Origin of the sequence: Kitasatospora sp. NPDC058218, from assembly GCF_042882445.1 — a bacterium.
Lineage (GTDB): Bacteria > Actinomycetota > Actinomycetes > Streptomycetales > Streptomycetaceae > Kitasatospora.
The window spans coordinates 26987-44881 of record NZ_JBHVWC010000043.1 but is presented as its reverse complement, the minus strand read 5'-3'; the positions used below and the strand labels follow the sequence as shown (position 1 = coordinate 44881).

The following is a 17895-nucleotide window of genomic DNA, read 5'->3' as shown; positions in this document are numbered from 1 at the left end:
CTCCGGGGCTGTGATCAGACGATTCGGGGGCCTTGAGTTCGAGTCACCCGGCGTTGCGGCGTCGCTCGCTGTAACCCCACCGCTCGTACTCGGCGGCGAGGCCGTCCTCCCGGTCGGCGGCGAGGTGGTAGCGGATCGTGGCGTCGGCGACCTGTTCGGCGCTGCCGTGGTTGGCGGCTTGGGCCGCGTTCGTCCACGCCTCTCGCCTGTCGTTGGACGCGCCCTTCCAGGCCTTGAACGCCTGGGTTGCGCGCAGCTCGGTAGCGTCGCGCACGTAACGCTCCTCCGAGGTCTCACTCGACTTGCGGTTGAACAGTCCCATGACGGGTCGTCCCTTCTTGAAGAGGTTCTACTGCTGGGGGGCGGGCTTCTGGTGCTGCTCGGTCCACTGCTCCGCGCACACCTTGTGGACGGGCTTGCCGCGGTCGGAGCGCAGGTTGGTCGGCTTGTCGCAGACGCCACAGGGGGCGGGCTTCTGGGCCCAGTGGCGGGAATCGCGCCAGTCGAGGAGGGCCATGTCAGACGGCCTTGGCGACCAGGGCCAGCGGGCGGGCGACGGTGCCGGCGCCGTGGCAGGTCGGGCAGGTGACCGGGATGGTGGCGCGGGAGCCGTCGCGGAGGCGCACGCCCGTGGCGATGTGCGCCGTGGCGTGACCCGAGCAGTCCGGGCAGATCCGAGTCGGGGCGTGGCTGTGCTGGGGCATGATGGTGCTCTCCTTCGTGGGCTTCGGTTCGGGAAGGGGTTGCGGCCTCGGGGCGGCGGGATGCTTGGCGGCGTGTTGCCGCCCCGGGGCTGGTCTTGAGGTCAGCGGCGGCGGGAGGCGCGGCCGTCGTGCTTGTGCGCGTACATGTCCCGGTCGGCGGCGGCGAGCGCGTCCGTGAGCGAGACGACCGGCAGCTCCGCGACGGGGCAGATGCCCACCGAGGCGGCGGCCGGGAGCAGGAAGCCCGCATAGGCAACCGGTCGGTGGAGGGCCGCGAGCAGGTCAGGCAGGCGGCCGGGGCCGTCCAGGACGACGGCAGCGAATTCGTCCCCGCCGAGGCGGGCGGCAACGCCGGAGCGGCCGACCCAGGTGGAGAGGCGTTCGGCGGTGGCGGCGAGTACCGCATCGCCGGCGGCGTGGCCGTGGGTGTCGTTGGTGGCCTTGAAGTCGTCCAGGTCGATCAGCAACACCGATGCGCGGTCGGGGTGGTGCTGCGTCAGCCGGTGGGCGCGCGTGGTGAAGCCGTCGCGGGTGTGGAGCCCGGTGAGCGGGTCACGGCGGGCGGTGGCCAGGCGGCGGTTCAGCCAGGCGCTGTGGGTGGTCCATCCGATCAGCGGTGCACCGGCGGCAAAGATCGTGGGCAGATCCATGAGCGGTCCTTCGTGATGGGCGGTGGAGGGTTGCGATCTCCGGGACGGCGGGATGCTGGCGGCGTGTTGGCCGTCCCCGGGGAGGTCAGAGGCCGAGCGACAGAGCGCGGGCGGCGGCGCGGTCGAGCAGGTGGTGGATGTCGGCCTGCCGGGTGGTGGGCCGGTCGTTGAACTCGTCCGGGGAGCGCACGGGGCGACCGGTGGCGTGCAGGGTCTCCATGAGCTGAACCCGGGCGGTCTGGACGGTGGTCGGGGTGCCGTAGCCGTGGACGAGGACGGCGGTCTGGGCGCCGAGGAGGCAGACCCGGCCGGTGGAGTCCCACATGGCGCCCTGCACCCAGCCCACGGCGGCGATGTACCGGGAGACGAGCCGCAGGTGGTCGCTGGCAGTCACCGGAACCGGACGAGCAGGGCGACGGGTGAGCCGGTCGAGCAGGGTGAGCTGCGGAAGCGGGTACCCGGCGTTCCAGGGCTGGACCGTGGAGCCGAGCGGCGAGATGTACGGCACCGGGACACGGACCGGGGCGGGCAGCGTGGCCAAGTACGCCTCGATCTCGGCGGCCAGTCCGGAGCCGTCGACCGTGACCAGCGGCGGCAGGTTCAGAAGCGTGACGTTCATGCGGAACTCTCCGATCTGGTCGGCTACTTGGTGCCGGTCTTGTTGATGACCTCGACACCGTCGCGGGTGGTCTTGTCGATCAGCGGGCCGGCAGAGGAGCTCGCGAGGTAGAAGCCGAGGAGGACGAGTGCGGCGACGGCCCACCAGCGCAGGCGGAGATTCCGAACGATGAACCAGGCGATGAGCGCGAGGACCGGGAGGAGGGGCAGCGAGATGTTCATCAGGCCGTTCCTTCAGACGAGTTCGGCGACGAGGGCCGAGGCGAGCGGATCTTTGATGCCGAGCCGGATACGGAGCGTCGCGGCGTCGATCGGGTTGCCGGTACGGATGCGGTGGTCGTCGGCGACCTTCCGGGCGTGATCGAGGAGGAAGGACGGGACGGCCGGGGCCGCAGCGGGAGCTGGTTCCGGAGTCGGGTCCGGTGCAGGAACTGGGGCGAGCTCCGGGACGGGAGGCGGCGGGAGGACTTGGGGCGGCTCGGTCACCGGCTCGGCGGCCGGGGAGTAGAGCGGCGGCAGTTCGTCAGCCGCGGGGCCGTCCTGCTCCGGTTCAACCGGTGCGGCGTCCGGCGTGGGCACGGCGGTCGAGTGGGCCAGCAGGGTCCCGCCCAGGAATGCGGCCGCGGGCCAGCCGGCGACGAGCACGCGGAGCCAGGCCGGGGCGTTGCCGAGGTCGAGCAGTCCGGCGGTGCCGATGTTGGCGCCGAGTGAGGCGGCCAGGGCAATGACGAACCAGCACCAGGCGAGCCGGACCGAGGCCCCGGACCGCAGCCGACGCCAGGCGGCAACGAGCAGCAGGTCGACGGACACCGGGTAGGCCCAGGACTTCCAGCCGGCCTGACCGGCGGACTCTGCGAGGTCGTGCAGGTGGGCGAAGGACAGTGCGGCAGCGATCACCGCTTGCGCCAGGACGGCGTCCAGTTTGGGGAGTCGGCGCATGTCGGTTCACCTCCAGTTCGGCGGGTTGGAGACCGGGCGAGCCGGCGGTGGGCCGCCCGGTCTCGGCGAGTGGGTGCTACCTGGTTCGGGTCGTGCGGCGGGACGCAGTGATGTAGACGCGGCGCTGGCCGGGGTCCCGGGCGGGGTACTCCTTGACGTCGTGCACCGTCCAGAGGCGGCACAGGTCGGTGACCACAGCGGCCACGGAGTCGATGTCGCAGGTCACGCGGATCCGGATCACTGGTGCACCTCCATGGCGACCCCGGTGCCGAGGCAGTCGAGGCACGTGGCTTCCTGCTCGGCGAGCCGGCGGCGGTGCGGGCCGCGGCCGGTGTAGACGACCTCGGTGATCTGGCCGGTGCCCTCGCAGGGCTGGCAGGGCGCGGGCTTGGGCGCCGGCGGGCGCTTGCGGGCGGCCACGGGGGTCACCGGTTCACGCGCTGGGCGCGGGCGGCGGCGCGGGCGTCGCGGGCGACCTCGGCGGCGTCGCGGTCGCCAGGGTTGGCCTTGGCGATGCGCTCCAACAGGTCGGCCTTATCAGCCAGCAGCGGACCGGGGTTGGCGCCGCTCTCGGCGTTGGCCTTGAGCCGGCCGATGAAGGCGCCGATCTCGGCGATGGAGGGCTTGTGGGACACGGGCGTTCTCCTTCGGTTCGGGGCATGGCGGGGGTAGGGACTTGGCGCGGGCGGTCGCGCCGACGGTGGGCGGGGGCTCTACTCGGAGGCCGGAACCGGGGCGAAGATCGGCGGTGCCGAGGGCATCGGCGGGACGCTCATCGCAGTGGCAGCCGATGCGACCTGCGGGCGGAAGGCCGCGAGGCGCGGGAGCGTCGGCACCAGGTGACGGAAGTTCGCGCAGCGGTCAGCGACTTCGGAAAGCGAGCGATACGGCGTGCGGATCTCGGACCAGCGGCCCGAGGTGTCGCCGGCGACAGCAACCCCGGGCATGTCGGGGCTGATCCGGGTAGCGGCGAGCATGGCCGTCTCGGAGATGTCGCCGAGGCCCATGCGCGCGGTCTCCAGGTCGTTGACCCGGTGGACAGTGCGGCCGGTGAGCTGGGAACGGAGCAGCGTCGCACCCTTGCCCAACTCCGAGCCGAAGCGCTGACCCGAGATCTCCAGGAAGATACCGGCGGCGCGGGCGAGTTGGGCGAGCCGGATGAGCGCGATGACGATCTGGTTCCGGCGTTCCTCATCGGCCTTACCGGCGGCGAGGAAGAGTTCCGCGATCTCGTCCACCAGGACCACGATCGGCACCGGCCGGACCTTGGCGGGCAGGCCCCAGATGTCGGCGGTCACGTCCTCAGCAGCTACCGAGCCGGGGACACCCTGATGGGCGCGGATCAGGTCGTACCGGTCGTCCATCTCGACCAGCAGCGCCAGCAGCAGTCCGAGCGCTTCGCCCGGATCAGTGGCCAGGGCGGACAGCCGCGGGGCGAAGGGGCGCTGTTCCACACCGCGCTTGCAGTCGATACCCACCAGGGCGACCGGCTGAGCGGCCAGGCCATGGACCAGGTTCCGGGTGAACATCGACTTGCCGGACTGGTTGGCGCCGAGATTGAGCCCGTTGGGCACCTGCCGGAAGTCCCGGTAGTGGACGCTGCCGTCGGCCCGGACTGCGACCGGTACCCGCAGCAGGCCGGCGGACTTGGCGGTGACCCGGCGCGGCATGCGGACGTTGCGCAGGACGTCGAAGCCGACCACCCGCAGGTCCACCACGCCGGGCTTGACCTCCGAGGCGTACACCGCGTGGACACCCCAGGCGTGCCGCAGACGCTCGGTGGCGTTCAGCATGTCGGCCGTCTCCTGGCCGCGGGCGAGCCGGAGCCGTATCCGGAGACCGGTGGAGCTGGCGGTGATGCTGCGGATCTTGGGCATCGCGGGGCGCGCCGGTCGGTTGGTGGCCGAGGAGGCCATCGCCCGCCAGAACGAGGGCTCGACGGTGAGGCCGCACGCCTCCATCACGTTCTCGTAGTCGCGCCGGATGCGGTGGACGGTCAGCGGCAGGCCGACGGTCGCCCAGTAGGTGCGCGGGAGCTTGGCCCTCGCGTAGAGGGCGCCGGAACCGAGGGCCGCAGCGGGGACGCCCAGCTCAATGAGCGCCGTCGTCAAGGCGTCCATGGCGATCAGGCGCTCGCGCCGGCGAAGGCCGGAGCGGAAGTGACGGTCACGGCGTCGGCGCGGAACGCGATGCCCGAGCGCTTCTGACCGTTGAACTCGTTCTCCCACGGCCGCGCGATGAGCCGGGTGACACTGACCAGCATGCCGGGCGCCAGCCCGTCCGGGATGCCCGGCTGCGGGACGGTCAGGGACAGGATGTCGGCCTCGCCGTTGGCCACGAAGGTGACGTCCAGGGTGACCAGCGGCGCGCCGGTCTCGGTGTCCATAGCCATCTCGCCGGTGCGGCGGTCCTTGAGCTTCGGGCGGGGCGCCTGGGCGACCATCACCAGCGCGGCGGTCGTGTCGACGGGGATGAAGCGCATGAGCTGGGCTCCTTCATCTGGTCCGGGGGGAGCTATCGACCCTCGGAGCAGCCTCACCACGGCAGATACCGGGTGTCATCAGCACCTCATGAGATCTTGTCTTCAAGTCCTCATTAAGAGTTGCTGTCCCCATGACTATGACGGCTCATCAGCTAGTCGTCAACACCTCTTTAGGACTTAGGATGAGCGGGAGACCCCGACAGGACGGTGACCAGCACCATGGCGAAGCGCTACGAGCAGATCGCGGCCAAGCTCACGGCCCAGATCGACGACGGAACCCTGCCTCCGGGCGAGCGGCTCCCCGCCGAGACTGAGCTGGCCGACATCTACGAGGTGAGCGTCCCGACCGTGCGCCAGGCGGTCGGAGTGCTCCAGGCGCAAGGGCTGGTAGACAAGCAGCACGGTCGGGGCACGTTCGTCCGCCGGCAGCCGACCCCGGTCACGCGCGACAATCTGCGGCATCAGTGGGAGAAGGACCGCGCCCGCGAGTCGGAGGCGGAGCGGTTGAAGACCGGCGCCACCGAGCACGACACCGGGCTCACCGTGAACGATTTGGTGTTCGCGGCCAAGTACGAGCAGACGCCGGCGGATGCCGATCTCGCCGCCGCGTTCGGCGTCCCCGAGGGGACGATCCTGCTCCAGCGCACCTACCGCACCCGCTACAGCGAGGAGCGCGCACCGTTCAACGTCGCCCGGTCCTACCTCGTACTCGACATGATCGCGGGGAACCCGGACCTGCTTCGCGAGGACCAGGAGCCGTGGCCGGGCGGCACCCAGAACCAGCTCTTCAGTGTCGGCATCGAGCTGGACCGCATCGTCGAGACCTTCCACGCCCGGCCCCCAACGCCGGAGGAGACCGAAGAACTCGGCCTGCCGATGGGTGTGTCCGTGATCGTTCTCCGGAAGACTTGCATCGATACGTCAGACCGCGTGGTCGAGGTCGCCGATGTGGTGCTCCCGGGTGACCGTACCGAGATGGTCTACACAACCAAGCTGAACAGGTGGTGAGCATGACCAACCTCGTTACCGTCATCACGGCCGTCCACGGCCCGAGCGCCGAGTATCTGGCGGACGCCTACAAGTCCTTGCTGGAGCAGGACTTGCCGGACGGCTGGGATTGGCAGTGGGTGATCCAGGAAGACAGCGAGACGGACGACGTCGCCCCGCATGTCCCGGACGACGCCCGGATCAGCTTCGGCCAGGGCCGGCACGGGCGGGCGGGCATGGCGCGCACGATGGGGCTGTCCCGGGCCACCGGGCAGTTCGTGAAGGTGCTCGACGCCGACGACATGCTGCCGCCCGGGACGTTGGCCCGGGATCTTGCCGTGCTCACCAGCCGGCCGGACGTGGCGTGGACGACATCCAGCGTGCTCGACCTGTTGCCGGACGGCAGCACGGTGGGCTTCGACCAGGACCCGCCGGCCGGACCAGTCGAGCGCGGCGAGGTGCTGGAGCACTGGAAGGCCCACGACTTCCGTGCTCAGGTGCACCCGGCGACGCTGTGCGTGCGACGGGACCTGCTGCTCGCGCTCGGGGGGTGGATGGCACTGCCGGCGTCCGAGGACACTGGGCTACTGCTGGCGCTCAACGCCGTCAGCCGCGGGTGGTTCATCGAGGAGACCGGGCTGCTGTACCGGAAGTGGCCCGGGCAGAGCACCCACCAGGCGGCGCACAGCCAGGAGATCGAGCGAGCGGCCCGCATGGCGGTCGTCCAGGCTCGGGCGGAGGCGCTGTTGGCGCTGGAGAGCTGGCGGATCGACGTCGGTTGAACGCGTGATGCGGCAGGACCGGCCCTGGCAGTTCGCTGGGGCCGTTTTGCTGCCCCGCTTCAGGCTCGGTCGGTTGGCTCGCCGGCGGCCCGGGCGCCAGGTAGCAGCAGTCCACGAGCGGTGTGCCGATCACCCTCAAAGCGGCCCCCGACACCAAGGTCGGCGCGAGCGGCTTCGTGGAACCGGTTGATCGCTTTGAACGCTTCGGTGTGCAAGGCCCGCCAGTCAGCAAGAGTGCCGTCGACCATCCCGCGGGCCTGCCAGCCGATCGCTGCGAGGGTCTCCTGGATCGCGTGAGCTGCCTCGATCACCTCGTCGCCGGCGAGCAGCATGACCCGCTCGAAGGCCTTGGCTTGATCCCCACCAGCTTCGGTCAGCTCCATCGACAGCTCGTGTTCAGTACGAGGCATCTGCCGGATCTCTTCCCGGACTTCGTACAGGAGGACTGAGATGTGGATCGTAGTCCGGACCTGCCCGACGTAGTCGGCGTAGGCGTCCAGCTTCTTCTCGTCCCACCGGAGCCGCAACCCGTCCTTGCGCCTGCTCCGCTCCATCAGGCTGTTCGTCAGGTACGTCGTGAGCCCACCGAGAACCACGGCCGCGATGGTCACAAGCTGGGTGATCGTATCCATGTCCCCCGCGCAGGATGGTGAAGAACCGTCAGTTCAGAGCTTGCCGATCATAGGCGGCCAGCGGGCCCAGGAGCAGGGGGAGGGGGAGGTAAGGGGGTGGGGTGAAGGGGAGGAGGGATGCGTAAAACTCTTCTCTACGGGTTCAAGGGCGCGCCCGGCGCGCCAGCGCGCGGCCCTGCCGCTCGCCGTCGCTCCTGTCTGCGCCCCGCGACGGCGGCGGCCGGCCGCGCCAGGCGGGAGGACATGGGTACAGGTCACTACCGGCCGTGGCTGGTGACGGGCGGCTCCACGGTTTTACCCACCTGCCAGGACCGGGACCCTCGTCGAGCAAGACCGGGGGGCCACTCGGCCAAATTGCGGTCAGGCCCAAAAGCCCTGACCGAGTCGCAACAGCTTACGGCCCCCCGATCATGTTCGACCCCAGACCAGACAGGACACCGGCCAAAGCCGCTCCACCGCCCGAGAGGCTAGCTGTCCGCCGAAAATCACAAGCGGGAGGCCTCGTCGTGGGTCGATAATGGGTGAATGGGTGAACTTGAGGAACTCCGCAGCCTGATGGAGCAAGAGGAAGAGAGGCTCTGCCGCCTTGCGGTAGGAGTAGCTCGGTGGGCGGACGGGGTTCTGTCTCATTGGCCTCAACCGGATGTGCAGGAGTTTCTAGTCGGAGACCCTTGGCTCTTTTTGCTTCGCGCTTCCGTCTCGCGCCAAGCGGAATCCCTTCGAATCTCCAGTGCAGTCTTTAGTCAGACTGGCCAGGCGCACCTTTTGGGAGCCTTCGTCCGAAAGTCGTTCGAAGAGCTCGTCTGGCTGAAGTATCTGAGAACACTTCCTGTCGACCAGCGGCGCAAGGTGGTTCATGCCTTTGCGGCGTTTGAGCTCGGGTTCCTTGCGCGCGGGCAATTGCAGTCGCTGGGAGGGAAGCAGATGAAGAAGATCGGCTTTGAGGCGAAATTCATTGATGCCCTGGCTGCGCGCGGGAAGGAGTCTCGTGAAGAGCTTGCCGAGGAGGCGGTCAACCTGGGCTGGGCGGAAGACGGTGACGGAAAGTTCACTCCTCCGTCTGTTGCTACCCTAGCTCGGAGTGTCGGGCTGAGCTCCGAGTATCAGGATGTTTATGATTCCTCGTCAAGGTCGGTCCACTTTAGCATCTCCGAATCGCTCCGCAGGGGTTCTGTGTCAGACAATGGTGTCACGATATTTGACCAGAGCCTATCGACATTTGAGCAGAACTGCTTCGTAATTGATCGGCAAATGGCGATGATTTCCAAGTTGGTCATGTATGCACACGAAGAGGTTAGGGGATTGGAGTTGAATGTCAGGGAGCGCCCGAGGCGCGATGGGCAGTTGTTCTACAATCCGGGGAAGGTTCCCTATTTGAACGTGTGGGACTTCCGGAAGCTGGAGCCGTAGCCTCTGTCCGCGCTGCGCCGTCTCGGGGAGGACGAGCGGTCGCATGCCACAGGCGTGCCAGAACTGGCGGTACATGGCGGTCAGTTGCGGGTGCCGGTGGTGTGGTGGCAGGTGAACTGGCAGGCCAGGCGGGCCGCAGGTCAGGGCGAGCAGCCAGGCGCTGCTCTTACAAAGCAGATGTCGGCGGTTCGAAACCGTCCGCGCCCACCAGTACGGATGCCCCGGACCGCTCGCGGTCCGGGGCATCCGGCGTCTCGGGTCGACATCGGTGGCGCACCTTGAGCGGGTGTGAACGTCAGCGGGGCTTCCTGGCGCGCCGGCCCAGGTGACTCCAGACGTGACGGTGGCGGGCCACCCTGAAGATCTGGTCCACCCGGTCGGGCGTCAGGGCTGCCGGTCGGGCGGGCAGGATCGAGGCGATCCGCTCGCCGTCGATGACGGTTACCTCCGGTGCCGCTCCGAGTGTGATCTTCTGGGCACCCACGAAGGCGATGACGGGGTGGACGGGGACGTCGAAGCCACACCACTCGCTCAGCAGCGTGGCGGTGCGGCTCGCCTCGTACTCGGAGTTCTCCACGTACGGGAAGCCGTTGCGGTTGACCTTCACGATCCTGTCGCCGACCCACACCGTGGCGCCGGGGTGGTGCTTCGAGTTGACCGTGAAGACGCCCGGCGGGCCGATCACCACGTGATCGATGTCGGAACCGGACGGCAGCGGCACGCCGTGCAGGACCTTCCAGCCGAGGGCCTTCAGCGGCTCCAGGCGGGTGCCCACGATCTGCTCGCCCTCCAGGCCTCGGAGGGTGCTCGTGTCGCCCAGGCGCTGTCGGGAGACCTTGGCGGCGAGGCGGACGAGCAGGTTGTACTTCTCCTCGCCCGCACGGACCAGGCTCTCCAGGCCGGCGCCGGGGAGGTTCCGCGCGAGATCGTCCTCCTGTCGCAGGGGAGGGAGGAACGGCACCTCGGCCCGAGGCCGTGGCACGGGAGGCGCGGCTGGCTCCGCGGGCCGGCAGCTCGTGGCGCGACGTCGGACGGTTCGTCGTGGCACGTGGCTGCCGGAGGAGCGGCACCACTCCTCTATCTTGACCAGCGCGGCGGCCTCGAACTCCGGGACGTCCATCGTGACCACCCCCGTCCTGCAGTCCAGCCAGGCCACCGATTCGCCGCGGGGGCCGGCCTTGTTCACGTAGAGCCGCTCCTTGCCCGGCACTCGCCACAGCTTGACCGTCAGGTCCGTCATGCTCCGCCCCCTCCGCGTGCCCTCCCTGACACGGAATCAGCATGCCCACGCACCGATCGGCAGGAACGCTGCCGAGCCGCCGCTCCTGTTCTGCGCCCGGCGGGAGGGCGTGGGTACAGGCCACTGCCGGCCGCAGTTGGAGGCGGGCGGCGCTCCGCCGCCCGCGCCAGGGGACCTGGACCCCTTTCCCCGGCTGTCGGCCCCGCACCGCCGCCGCCCGTCAGCGGGTCGTGTGGGCACCGCCGTTGACGTGGAGGGTTTGGCCGGTGATGTGGCGGGCGCCCAGGGAGGCGAGGAAGTGGGCGGTGCGGGCGATGTCGGCGGGAGTGCCGGGGCGGTTGGTGTGGGTCTCGGCGATGAGGGCCGCGCGGCGTTCGGGGGTGAGGGCGCCGCGGAAGAACTCGGTGCCCTCGACGTAGCCGGCCGCGATGACGTTGCTGGTGATGCCGAGCGGGCCGAGTTCGGCGGAGAGGGCGGCGTTCCAGGCGGCGAGGGCGGCCTTTGACGCACCGTAGGCGCCGCCGCGGCGTTCTGCGCCGAGGGAGCCGATGCTGATCACCGAGCCGCCGGGGGCGAGTGCGGGCCGGACGGCGGTGGTGGTGAGGACGGCGCTCAGGAGGTTCTGGGCGAGGTTGGCCTGCCAGTCGGCGGACACGGCGTGGAGTCGCGGGAGGTCGGCGCCGGCCGGTGCGGGCAGGCCGCCGGCGGCGTTGACCAGGACGTGGACCTCGGGGAGCAGGTCGGCGAGTTCGGCGACCTGTCCGGGGTCGGTGGCATCGCAGACGACGCCCCGGGCGGAGAGTTCGGCGGCCGTGCGTTCGACGGCGTCGGGGCGGCGGCCGGTGAGGACGACCTCGTCGCCGTCGGCGGCGAAGAGTTCGGCGATGGCGCGGCCGATGCCGCTGGTGCCGCCGGTCACGAGCACGGTGCGGGACACGGGTCCCTCCCAAGAGTATGTTTAGGCCTAAACGCGCTGGAGGGTGACGATGGTAGCCGAGGTGACCGCCGCCGAGATCGCGGAGGCCTGGCAGCGGGAGCGGCCCGGGACGCCGACCGGGTCGATCGAGATCGTGACGCCGATCTGGTGGCTGGCGAAGCTGTTCACGGACGACCGCGCGCGGGCCCTGCGCGCGGCGGGGATCGACGCCGCGACGCTCGACCTGCTCTCGATGCTCCGTCGGGCGGGTGCGCCGTACACGCTGAGCACCCGTGAGCTCGCGCGCCGCACCATGGTGACGGCGGGGGCGATCTCACAGCGCGTCGCACGTGCCGAGCGGCAGCAACTGGTGGAGAGGGCGCCGGGGGAGCCGGGGGAGAGCGGACACCGCGCGGTCCTCGTCTCGCTGACGGCGGCCGGGCACGTGCTCGTCGAGCAGTCGGTGGACGTGGTGCTGGGCCGGGAGGCCCTGCTGGTGGACGGGCTGTCCGAGCAGGAGCGGGTGGTGCTCGCCGGTCTGTTGGACAGGCTCGTCACCGATGTGCGCCGACGGGTGGCCGGGGCGGAGGGGTAGGAGGCGCCCGGTGGAGGTGCGGGGGAGGGCGGAGCGAGTGATCATCGGGGGAGCGGGTAGCCCCGAGGCATGATCGGAGGTGATCGCTGATGGACGGACGGACTCCGCCGGCCCCGGCGGCCGGGGAGGCCACGACTCCCGAACCGGGTGAGAGCCGCGCCGAGCTGTCGGCGCGGCTCAACTGGTTGCGGGCGGCCGTGCTCGGGGCCAATGACGGGGTGGTGTCGACGGCGGGCATCGTGACCGGTGTGGCCGGGGCGTCCGGGTCGCGGACGGCGCTGGTGGTGGCGGGCGTGGCGGGTCTGCTGGCCGGGGCGATGTCGATGGCGGCCGGGGAGTACGTCTCGGTCAGCACCCAACGGGACACCGAGCAGGCCGCGTTGGCGAAGGAGCGGCGTGAGCTGGCGGAGGATCCGGAGGGGGAGCTCGACGAGCTGACCGATTTCTTCCGTGGCGCCGGGCTGGACGACGCCCTGGCCCGTGAGGTGGCCGTGGAGCTCACCGCGCGGGACGCGCTGGCCGCGCACGCGCACACCGAGCTGGGGATCGATCCGAAGGCGCTGACCAATCCCTGGCAGGCGGCGTTCGCCAGTGCCACGGCCTTCACCCTGGGCGCGTTGGTGCCGCTGCTCGCCGTCCTGCTGCCGCCGGAGTCCTGGCGGCTGGGGGTGACGGTCCTGGCCGTGCTGCTGGCGCTCACCGCCTCGGGCTGGGTGAGTGCCCGGTTGGGCGGGGCCGGGCCGGTGCGGGCGGTGCTGCGGAACGTGGCGGGCGGCATGTTGGCGATGGCCGTCACCTACAGCGGTGGTGTGCTGCTCGACCAGGTGACGGGCGCCTGACGGGCACGCCTGACGGGCACGTGGCGGGAACCTGATCGGCATCTGAGGCGGTAGCCGACCGGGTCCGCCCGGGAGGCGGGCGCCGGGGGGCTGTGTTTGTGTGGGCCCAGACTGCTTGGGAGAGGCGAACCACCGTGACCATGCCCCCGTTCGGATCGAGCGACCCGTTCTCCGACCTGCTCAGCCGGTTCTTCGGAATGAGCCCGATGGCCTCCCCGCCCGCCGTGCAGCGGGTGCCGATCGGACGGCTGCTGAGCGAGTCGTCGCAGGAGTTGCTGTCGCTCGCCGCGCATCGCGCCACCGAGGACGGGAGCAGCGACCTCGACACCGCGCACCTGGTCTGGGCCGCCACCCGGGTGGACGCGTCGCGGCGGATGCTGGAGCGGGCCGGTATCGACCCCGACCAGCTCGCCGAGGACCTGGGCAAGGAGTTGCCGTCCGGGGACGGCGTGCAGGCGCCGGACGGCCGCCCTGCGCTCACGCCGTCCGCCAAGCGCGCGCTGCTCGCCGCGCACGCCCGTTCGCAGGAGACCGGCGCCTCGTACATCGGGCCGGAGCACATCCTCGGCGCGCTGCTGGAGGAGGAACGCTCGGGTGCGGGTGCGGCCCTGCGCAACGCGGCGCCCTCGCAGGAGGCGCTGCGCACGGTGATGGAGGGGCGCGGGACGGGTGGTGAGCGCAGCAGTACCGGCGCGCACCCGAGCCAGACGCCCACGCTGGACGAGTACGGCCGCGACCTGACCGACGAGGCGCGGGCGGGTCGGCTGGATCCGGTGGTCGGGCGGGCCGAGGAGATCGAGCAGACCGTCGAGATCCTCTCCCGCCGTACCAAGAACAACCCGGTGCTGATCGGTGAGCCGGGCGTCGGCAAGACCGCCATCGTGGAGGGTCTGGCCCAGCGGATCGTCTCCGGGGACGTGCCGCAGAGCCTGCGCGACAAGCGGGTGGTGGCACTCGACCTCACCGGTCTGGTGGCGGGTTCCAAGTACCGGGGCGAGTTCGAGGAACGGCTGAAGAGCGTGATCGACGAGGTCACGGCGGCGGAGAAGAGCGTGATCCTCTTCCTGGACGAGCTGCACACCGTGGTCGGTGCGGGCGGCGGGGGCGAGGGGTCGATGGACGCGGGCAACATCCTCAAGCCGGCCCTGGCGCGGGGTGAGTTGAGCGTGGTGGGCGCCACCACCCTGGACGAGTACCGCAAGCACGTGGAGAAGGACGCCGCGCTGGAGCGCCGCTTCCAGCCGGTGCTGGTGCCCGAGCCGAGCGTCGAGGAGACGGTCGAGATCCTGCACGGGCTGCGTGACGCGTACGAGGCGCACCACCAGGTGCGGTTCACCGACGAGGCGCTGGACGCCGCCGCGAGCCTCTCCGACCGCTACGTCAGCGACCGCTTCCTGCCCGACAAGGCGATCGACCTGCTCGACCAGGCCGGCGCGCGGGTGCGGCTGCGCAGCCTGAGCGGCTCCACGGAGGCGATGCCGGTGCAGGACCGGATCACCAAGCTGCGCCGGGAGTTGGAGGAGGCCGTCTCGGACGAGGAGTTCGTGCGGGCCGCCAACCTCAAGACCGAGCTGAGGCAGACCGAGGACGAGCTGGCCGCGATCACGGAGTCGCGCGAGGAGGTCGTCGCGGTCACCGCGGAGGACATCGCGCAGGTGCTCTCGGGTCGGACCGGCATCCCGGTCGCCGAGCTGAACGCGACCGAGCGCGAGCGGCTCCTCAAGCTGGAGGAGCACCTGCACCAGAAGGTCATCGGACAGGACCAGGCGGTCACGGCGGTCGCCCAGGCGGTGCGGCGCGGCCGGGCCGGGATGGGCGATCCGGAGCGGCCGACCGGGTCCTTCCTGTTCCTCGGGCCGACGGGCGTCGGCAAGACCGAGCTCGCGAAGGCGCTGGCCGCGCTGCTCTTCGGCGACCCGGACCGGATGATCCGCTTCGACATGAGCGAGTTCCAGGAGAAGCACACCGTCTCCCGGCTGGTCGGCTCCCCGCCCGGGTACGTCGGCTACGACGAGGCGGGGCAGCTCACCGAGGCGGTCCGCCGCAAGCCGTACAGCGTGCTGCTGTTCGACGAGGTGGAGAAGGCGCACCCGGACGTCTTCAACCTGCTGCTCCAGGTGCTGGACGACGGGCGGCTGACGGACGCCCAGGGGCGTACGGTCGATTTCCGCAACACCGTGGTCATCATGACCAGCAACATCGGGTCGCAGCGGATCCTCGACCACGCGGGTGATGTGGACGAGATCAGGGACGACCTGATGCGGGACCTGCGGACGCACTTCCGGCCGGAGTTCCTCAACCGGATCGACGAGGTGATCGTCTTCCACGCGCTCTCCCGCAAGGACCTCCTCAAGGTGGTCGACCTGATGCTGGAGCGCAGCCGGCGCCGGCTGAAGGCGCAGGGCGTGAGCCTGGAGGTCACCGAGGGGGCCGAGGAGTGGCTGGTGAACCGGGGCTACCAGCCGGAGTTCGGGGCACGGCCGCTGCGCCGCACCATCCAGTCGGAGCTGGACAACCGGATCTCCAACCTGCTGCTGGACGGCACGGTGCAGGAGGGGGACACGTTGATCGCGGAGGTGGACGCCGGCGAACTGGTGGTGGCGCTGGCCCGGCCGGAACCCTCGGCGACGGCGGAGGAGGCCGGGGCGAGGGCCGCCGAGTCGCAGTAGCGGCGGAGAGCCGGCCCCGCCGGGGTGGACCGGGTCGGCCGACGCGCTTCGGGCGTACTCCCGCGGGAGTACGCCCGAAGCCCACTCCCGGGTGACGCGGTGGGGCGCGCCCGGGGTCTAGCCTTCCGGGCATGACGCCGCGTACACCCCAGTCACCGCGGGCGCGCCCCGAACCGTCGTCGGAGGAGCCGCCCGTGTCGCATGGGCCTACCGGGCCGTCGTCGGAGCAGCCGCCGGCGCCGGAGGAGCGCCCCGGTCCCGGCGGGCGTGCCGCGTTCGCGCGCGGGCTCGGAGCACCCGCGGACGGGCAGGCCGAGCCCTGGCGCCCGCCGTGGGTGCGGGCCGCGAAGGCGGGCTGGCCGGTGGCCGCCGCACTCGTCATCGCGGCGGTGCAGGTGGTGGGGTCCACGGTGGCCGGGCGGCACCAGAGCGGGCGGGTCCCGCTGGACGCGTTCGGCTACCTGCTGCTGCTGCTCGGGCCGGCCCTGCTGGTGCTGCGCCGTCGGTGGCCCGTGGCGGCGGTGGCGGGCAGTTCGGCCGTCACGGCGCTGTACCTGGTCGCCGGGTATCCGTACGGGCCGGTCTTCGTCAGCTGGGTGATCGCCTGCTGCGTGGCGGTCGCCTCCGGGCACCGGCGGGCCGCCTGGGCCGGCCTCGGCGGGGTCTACCTCGCCCATGTGCTGATCACCTTCGTGTTGCCGGCCGACTGGCTGAGCACGGCCCCGCCGTCGATCGCGTGGTGGCAGGAGCTGGGGCTGGTGGCCTGGCTGCTGCTGGTGCTGTCGGTCGCCGAGATCGTTCGCTTCCGGCGGGAGCAGATGGCCGCCCACCGGGAGTTCCGGCAGCAACAGGAGCAGCGTCGGGCCGACGAGGAGCGGCTGCGGATGGCACGGGAGCTGCACGACATCCTGGCGCACAGCCTGTCGTTGATCAGCGTCCAGGCCGGGGTCGCGCTCGAACTGATCGACAGCAGGCCGGAGCAGGCCCGTACGGCGCTGGCCACGATCAAGGCGACCAGCAAGGAGGCCCTCGGCGAGGTCCGCCAGGTGCTCGGGACGCTGCGCGGCCCGGGAGCGGCGGCGCCGCGCGGCCCCGCGCCCGGGCTGGCCCGGCTCGACGAGCTGACCGAGCAGGCCGAGCGGGTCGGGCTGGCGGTGGAGGTGCGCGAGACGGGCGAGCGGCGCGCACCGGCCGCCGGCGTCGACCTGACGGCCTTCAGGATCGTCCAGGAGGCGTTGACCAACGTGATCCGGCACTCGGTCGCCCGGCGGGCGACCGTCGGCCTGGACTGGACCGACCCGGCCGCCCTGGTCGTCACGGTCGACGACCCGGGGCCGGCCGCCACCGGCGACGCGGGCGGCAGCGGCAGCGGGCTGACCGGGATGCGGGAGCGGGTCGCCGCGTTCGGTGGCACCATCACGGCGGGGCCGCTGGCGGGCGGCGGATTCAGGGTACGGGCGACGCTGCCCACGACCGGGGTGGAGGACGCGTGATCAGGGTCCTGCTGGCGGACGACCAGGTGCTGGTGCGGGCGGGCTTCCGGGCGCTGCTCGACCAGCAGGACGACCTCACCGTGGTCGGCGAGGCGGACGACGGCGAGGCCGCCGTCCGGCTCGCCCGCGAACTGCGCCCGGACGTCGTGCTGATGGACATCCGGATGCCCCGGACGGACGGGCTGGAGGCGACCCGCCGGATCGCCGCCGATCCGGCGCTGGCCGAGGTGCGGGTGGTCGTCCTGACCACCTTCGAACTGGACGAGTACGTCTTCGAGGCGCTGCGCTCCGGGGCGGCCGGCTTCCTGGTCAAGGACACCGAGCCGGCCGAGCTGCTGCGGGCCGTCCGGGTCGCGGTCGCGGGGGACGCGCTGCTCTCGCCGGGGGTGACGCGCCGTCTGATCGGCGAGTTCGCCGCCCGCTCCAAAGCGCCGGAGCAGATTCCGGCGGGGCTCTCGGACATCTCGGCGCTCACCGAGCGGGAGCGCGAGGTGCTGGCGCTGGTGGGCATGGGGCTGTCCAACGAGGACATCGCCCGCCGTCTGGTGGTCAGCCCGCTGACCGCGAAGACGCACGTCAGCCGGGCCATGGTGAAGCTCGGCGTGCGGGACCGGGCCCAACTCGTCGTGGTTGCCTATGAGTCGGGGCTGGTGCGGCCCGGCTGGCTGGGCTGAGGCACGTCCCTTCCGGTAGGCCTCGTTTCGGTGCGCGCTTGTGTGGCTGGTACGCGCGGTGCGGCCGGCATACGCGGTCCGGCCGGTTGGCCGGTGCTCGGCGCGTACTTCGCGCGCGCAGCCCCGCGTCCGTCCGTACTCCCGCGGGAGTAGTCCAACGGCCGCTGCCCGGAGGACGCGGGAGCAGGCCCCCCGGCGGGAGGCTCAAGGTGTTTCGGGGCGCACCCCGAAGCGGCTGAAGCCCCACCGCCGAGGAGATGAACCA

At 71.1% G+C, this 17895-nt stretch carries 23 protein-coding genes; 8 read left to right on the top strand and 15 right to left on the bottom strand.

The window, feature by feature from the left end; all coding sequences use genetic code 11:
* Positions 1–43: 43 nt before the first annotated feature.
* The 12 genes from ACFVYI_RS25985 to ACFVYI_RS25930 form a co-directional block, all read right to left on the bottom strand.
* Positions 44–322: a hypothetical protein gene (locus tag ACFVYI_RS25985; RefSeq protein ID WP_387889686.1), complete on the bottom strand. Its 279-nt coding sequence runs from the start codon at positions 320–322 to the stop codon at positions 44–46.
* A 27-nt stretch (positions 323–349) separates the two neighbouring features.
* The gene (locus ACFVYI_RS25980) at positions 350–517 is read right to left on the bottom strand and encodes a hypothetical protein (protein WP_387889683.1); all 168 of its coding nucleotides are present in this window, start codon (positions 515–517) and stop codon (positions 350–352) included.
* 1 nt (position 518) lies between these two features.
* Complete coding sequence (locus tag ACFVYI_RS25975; RefSeq protein ID WP_387889681.1) at positions 519–704, bottom strand: hypothetical protein; 186 nt, start codon at positions 702–704, stop codon at positions 519–521.
* Between the two features lie 101 nt (positions 705–805).
* The gene (locus ACFVYI_RS25970; protein ID WP_387889679.1) at positions 806–1354 is read right to left on the bottom strand and encodes a GGDEF domain-containing protein; all 549 of its coding nucleotides are present in this window, start codon (positions 1352–1354) and stop codon (positions 806–808) included.
* Positions 1355–1439: 85 nt separating this feature from the next.
* On the bottom strand, positions 1440–1973 hold the full coding sequence (locus ACFVYI_RS25965) for a hypothetical protein (RefSeq protein ID WP_387889678.1): 534 nt from the start codon (positions 1971–1973) through the stop codon (positions 1440–1442).
* Between the two features lie 23 nt (positions 1974–1996).
* Entirely contained in the window at positions 1997–2194 is a 198-nt protein-coding gene (locus tag ACFVYI_RS25960; protein WP_375981432.1) for a hypothetical protein, read from the bottom strand.
* A 12-nt stretch (positions 2195–2206) separates the two neighbouring features.
* Positions 2207–2911, bottom strand: coding sequence for a DUF2637 domain-containing protein (locus tag ACFVYI_RS25955; protein ID WP_387889676.1), 705 nt, complete (start codon positions 2909–2911; stop codon positions 2207–2209).
* Between the two features lie 76 nt (positions 2912–2987).
* Positions 2988–3152 carry a hypothetical protein gene (locus ACFVYI_RS25950; RefSeq protein ID WP_387889674.1) on the bottom strand — a complete coding sequence of 55 codons (165 nt, stop codon included), beginning with the start codon at positions 3150–3152 and terminating at the stop codon, positions 2988–2990.
* Positions 3149–3331, bottom strand: coding sequence for a hypothetical protein (locus ACFVYI_RS25945; RefSeq protein WP_387889671.1), 183 nt, complete (start codon positions 3329–3331; stop codon positions 3149–3151). Before ACFVYI_RS25945 ends, ACFVYI_RS25950 begins: the two co-directional genes overlap by 4 nt.
* A gap of 5 nt (positions 3332–3336) precedes the next feature.
* A complete protein-coding gene (locus ACFVYI_RS25940; RefSeq protein WP_387889668.1) occupies positions 3337–3546 on the bottom strand; it encodes a hypothetical protein in 210 nt (69 codons plus the stop codon).
* Between the two features lie 78 nt (positions 3547–3624).
* Complete coding sequence (locus ACFVYI_RS25935) at positions 3625–5031, bottom strand: FtsK/SpoIIIE domain-containing protein (protein ID WP_387889666.1); 1407 nt, start codon at positions 5029–5031, stop codon at positions 3625–3627.
* Between the two features lie 5 nt (positions 5032–5036).
* A complete protein-coding gene (locus ACFVYI_RS25930) occupies positions 5037–5393 on the bottom strand; it encodes a hypothetical protein (protein ID WP_352289669.1) in 357 nt (118 codons plus the stop codon).
* Between the two features lie 219 nt (positions 5394–5612).
* Between ACFVYI_RS25930 and ACFVYI_RS25925 the strand changes: the two genes are divergently transcribed.
* Together ACFVYI_RS25925 and ACFVYI_RS25920 are read left to right on the top strand one after the other, a co-directional pair.
* On the top strand, positions 5613–6401 hold the full coding sequence (locus ACFVYI_RS25925) for a GntR family transcriptional regulator (RefSeq protein ID WP_387889767.1): 789 nt from the start codon (positions 5613–5615) through the stop codon (positions 6399–6401).
* 2 nt (positions 6402–6403) lie between these two features.
* Positions 6404–7162, top strand: a complete 759-nt coding sequence (locus tag ACFVYI_RS25920) for a glycosyltransferase (RefSeq protein ID WP_387889663.1) — start codon at positions 6404–6406, stop codon at positions 7160–7162.
* Between the two features lie 59 nt (positions 7163–7221).
* Here ACFVYI_RS25920 and ACFVYI_RS25915 read toward each other — a convergent pair whose 3' ends face one another.
* Positions 7222–7794 (bottom strand): hypothetical protein, encoded by a 573-nt coding sequence (locus ACFVYI_RS25915; protein WP_387889660.1) that lies wholly within the window; start codon positions 7792–7794, stop codon positions 7222–7224.
* A 525-nt stretch (positions 7795–8319) separates the two neighbouring features.
* On the opposite strand from ACFVYI_RS25915, the gene ACFVYI_RS25910 reads away from it, so the two are divergent.
* Complete coding sequence (locus ACFVYI_RS25910) at positions 8320–9204, top strand: DUF5677 domain-containing protein (RefSeq protein WP_387889658.1); 885 nt, start codon at positions 8320–8322, stop codon at positions 9202–9204.
* A 295-nt stretch (positions 9205–9499) separates the two neighbouring features.
* Here ACFVYI_RS25910 and ACFVYI_RS25905 read toward each other — a convergent pair whose 3' ends face one another.
* The gene (locus ACFVYI_RS25905; protein WP_387889655.1) at positions 9500–10444 is read right to left on the bottom strand and encodes a nuclease-related domain-containing protein; all 945 of its coding nucleotides are present in this window, start codon (positions 10442–10444) and stop codon (positions 9500–9502) included.
* Positions 10445–10664: 220 nt separating this feature from the next.
* The gene (locus tag ACFVYI_RS25900; RefSeq protein ID WP_387889652.1) at positions 10665–11381 is read right to left on the bottom strand and encodes an SDR family NAD(P)-dependent oxidoreductase; all 717 of its coding nucleotides are present in this window, start codon (positions 11379–11381) and stop codon (positions 10665–10667) included.
* A gap of 49 nt (positions 11382–11430) precedes the next feature.
* Between ACFVYI_RS25900 and ACFVYI_RS25895 the strand changes: the two genes are divergently transcribed.
* The 5 genes from ACFVYI_RS25895 (at position 11431) to ACFVYI_RS25875 (ending at position 17630) form a co-directional block, all read left to right on the top strand.
* Positions 11431–11955, top strand: a complete 525-nt coding sequence (locus ACFVYI_RS25895) for a MarR family winged helix-turn-helix transcriptional regulator (protein WP_387889649.1) — start codon at positions 11431–11433, stop codon at positions 11953–11955.
* An 89-nt stretch (positions 11956–12044) separates the two neighbouring features.
* The gene (locus ACFVYI_RS25890) at positions 12045–12794 is read left to right on the top strand and encodes a VIT family protein (protein ID WP_387889646.1); all 750 of its coding nucleotides are present in this window, start codon (positions 12045–12047) and stop codon (positions 12792–12794) included.
* A 140-nt stretch (positions 12795–12934) separates the two neighbouring features.
* Positions 12935–15463: an ATP-dependent Clp protease ATP-binding subunit gene (locus ACFVYI_RS25885; protein WP_387889764.1), complete on the top strand. Its 2529-nt coding sequence runs from the start codon at positions 12935–12937 to the stop codon at positions 15461–15463.
* Between the two features lie 194 nt (positions 15464–15657).
* Entirely contained in the window at positions 15658–16956 is a 1299-nt protein-coding gene (locus tag ACFVYI_RS25880) for a sensor histidine kinase (RefSeq protein ID WP_387889643.1), read from the top strand.
* The gene (locus ACFVYI_RS25875; protein WP_387889640.1) at positions 16953–17630 is read left to right on the top strand and encodes a response regulator; all 678 of its coding nucleotides are present in this window, start codon (positions 16953–16955) and stop codon (positions 17628–17630) included. Before ACFVYI_RS25880 ends, ACFVYI_RS25875 begins: the two co-directional genes overlap by 4 nt.
* Positions 17631–17895 lie beyond the last annotated feature (265 nt).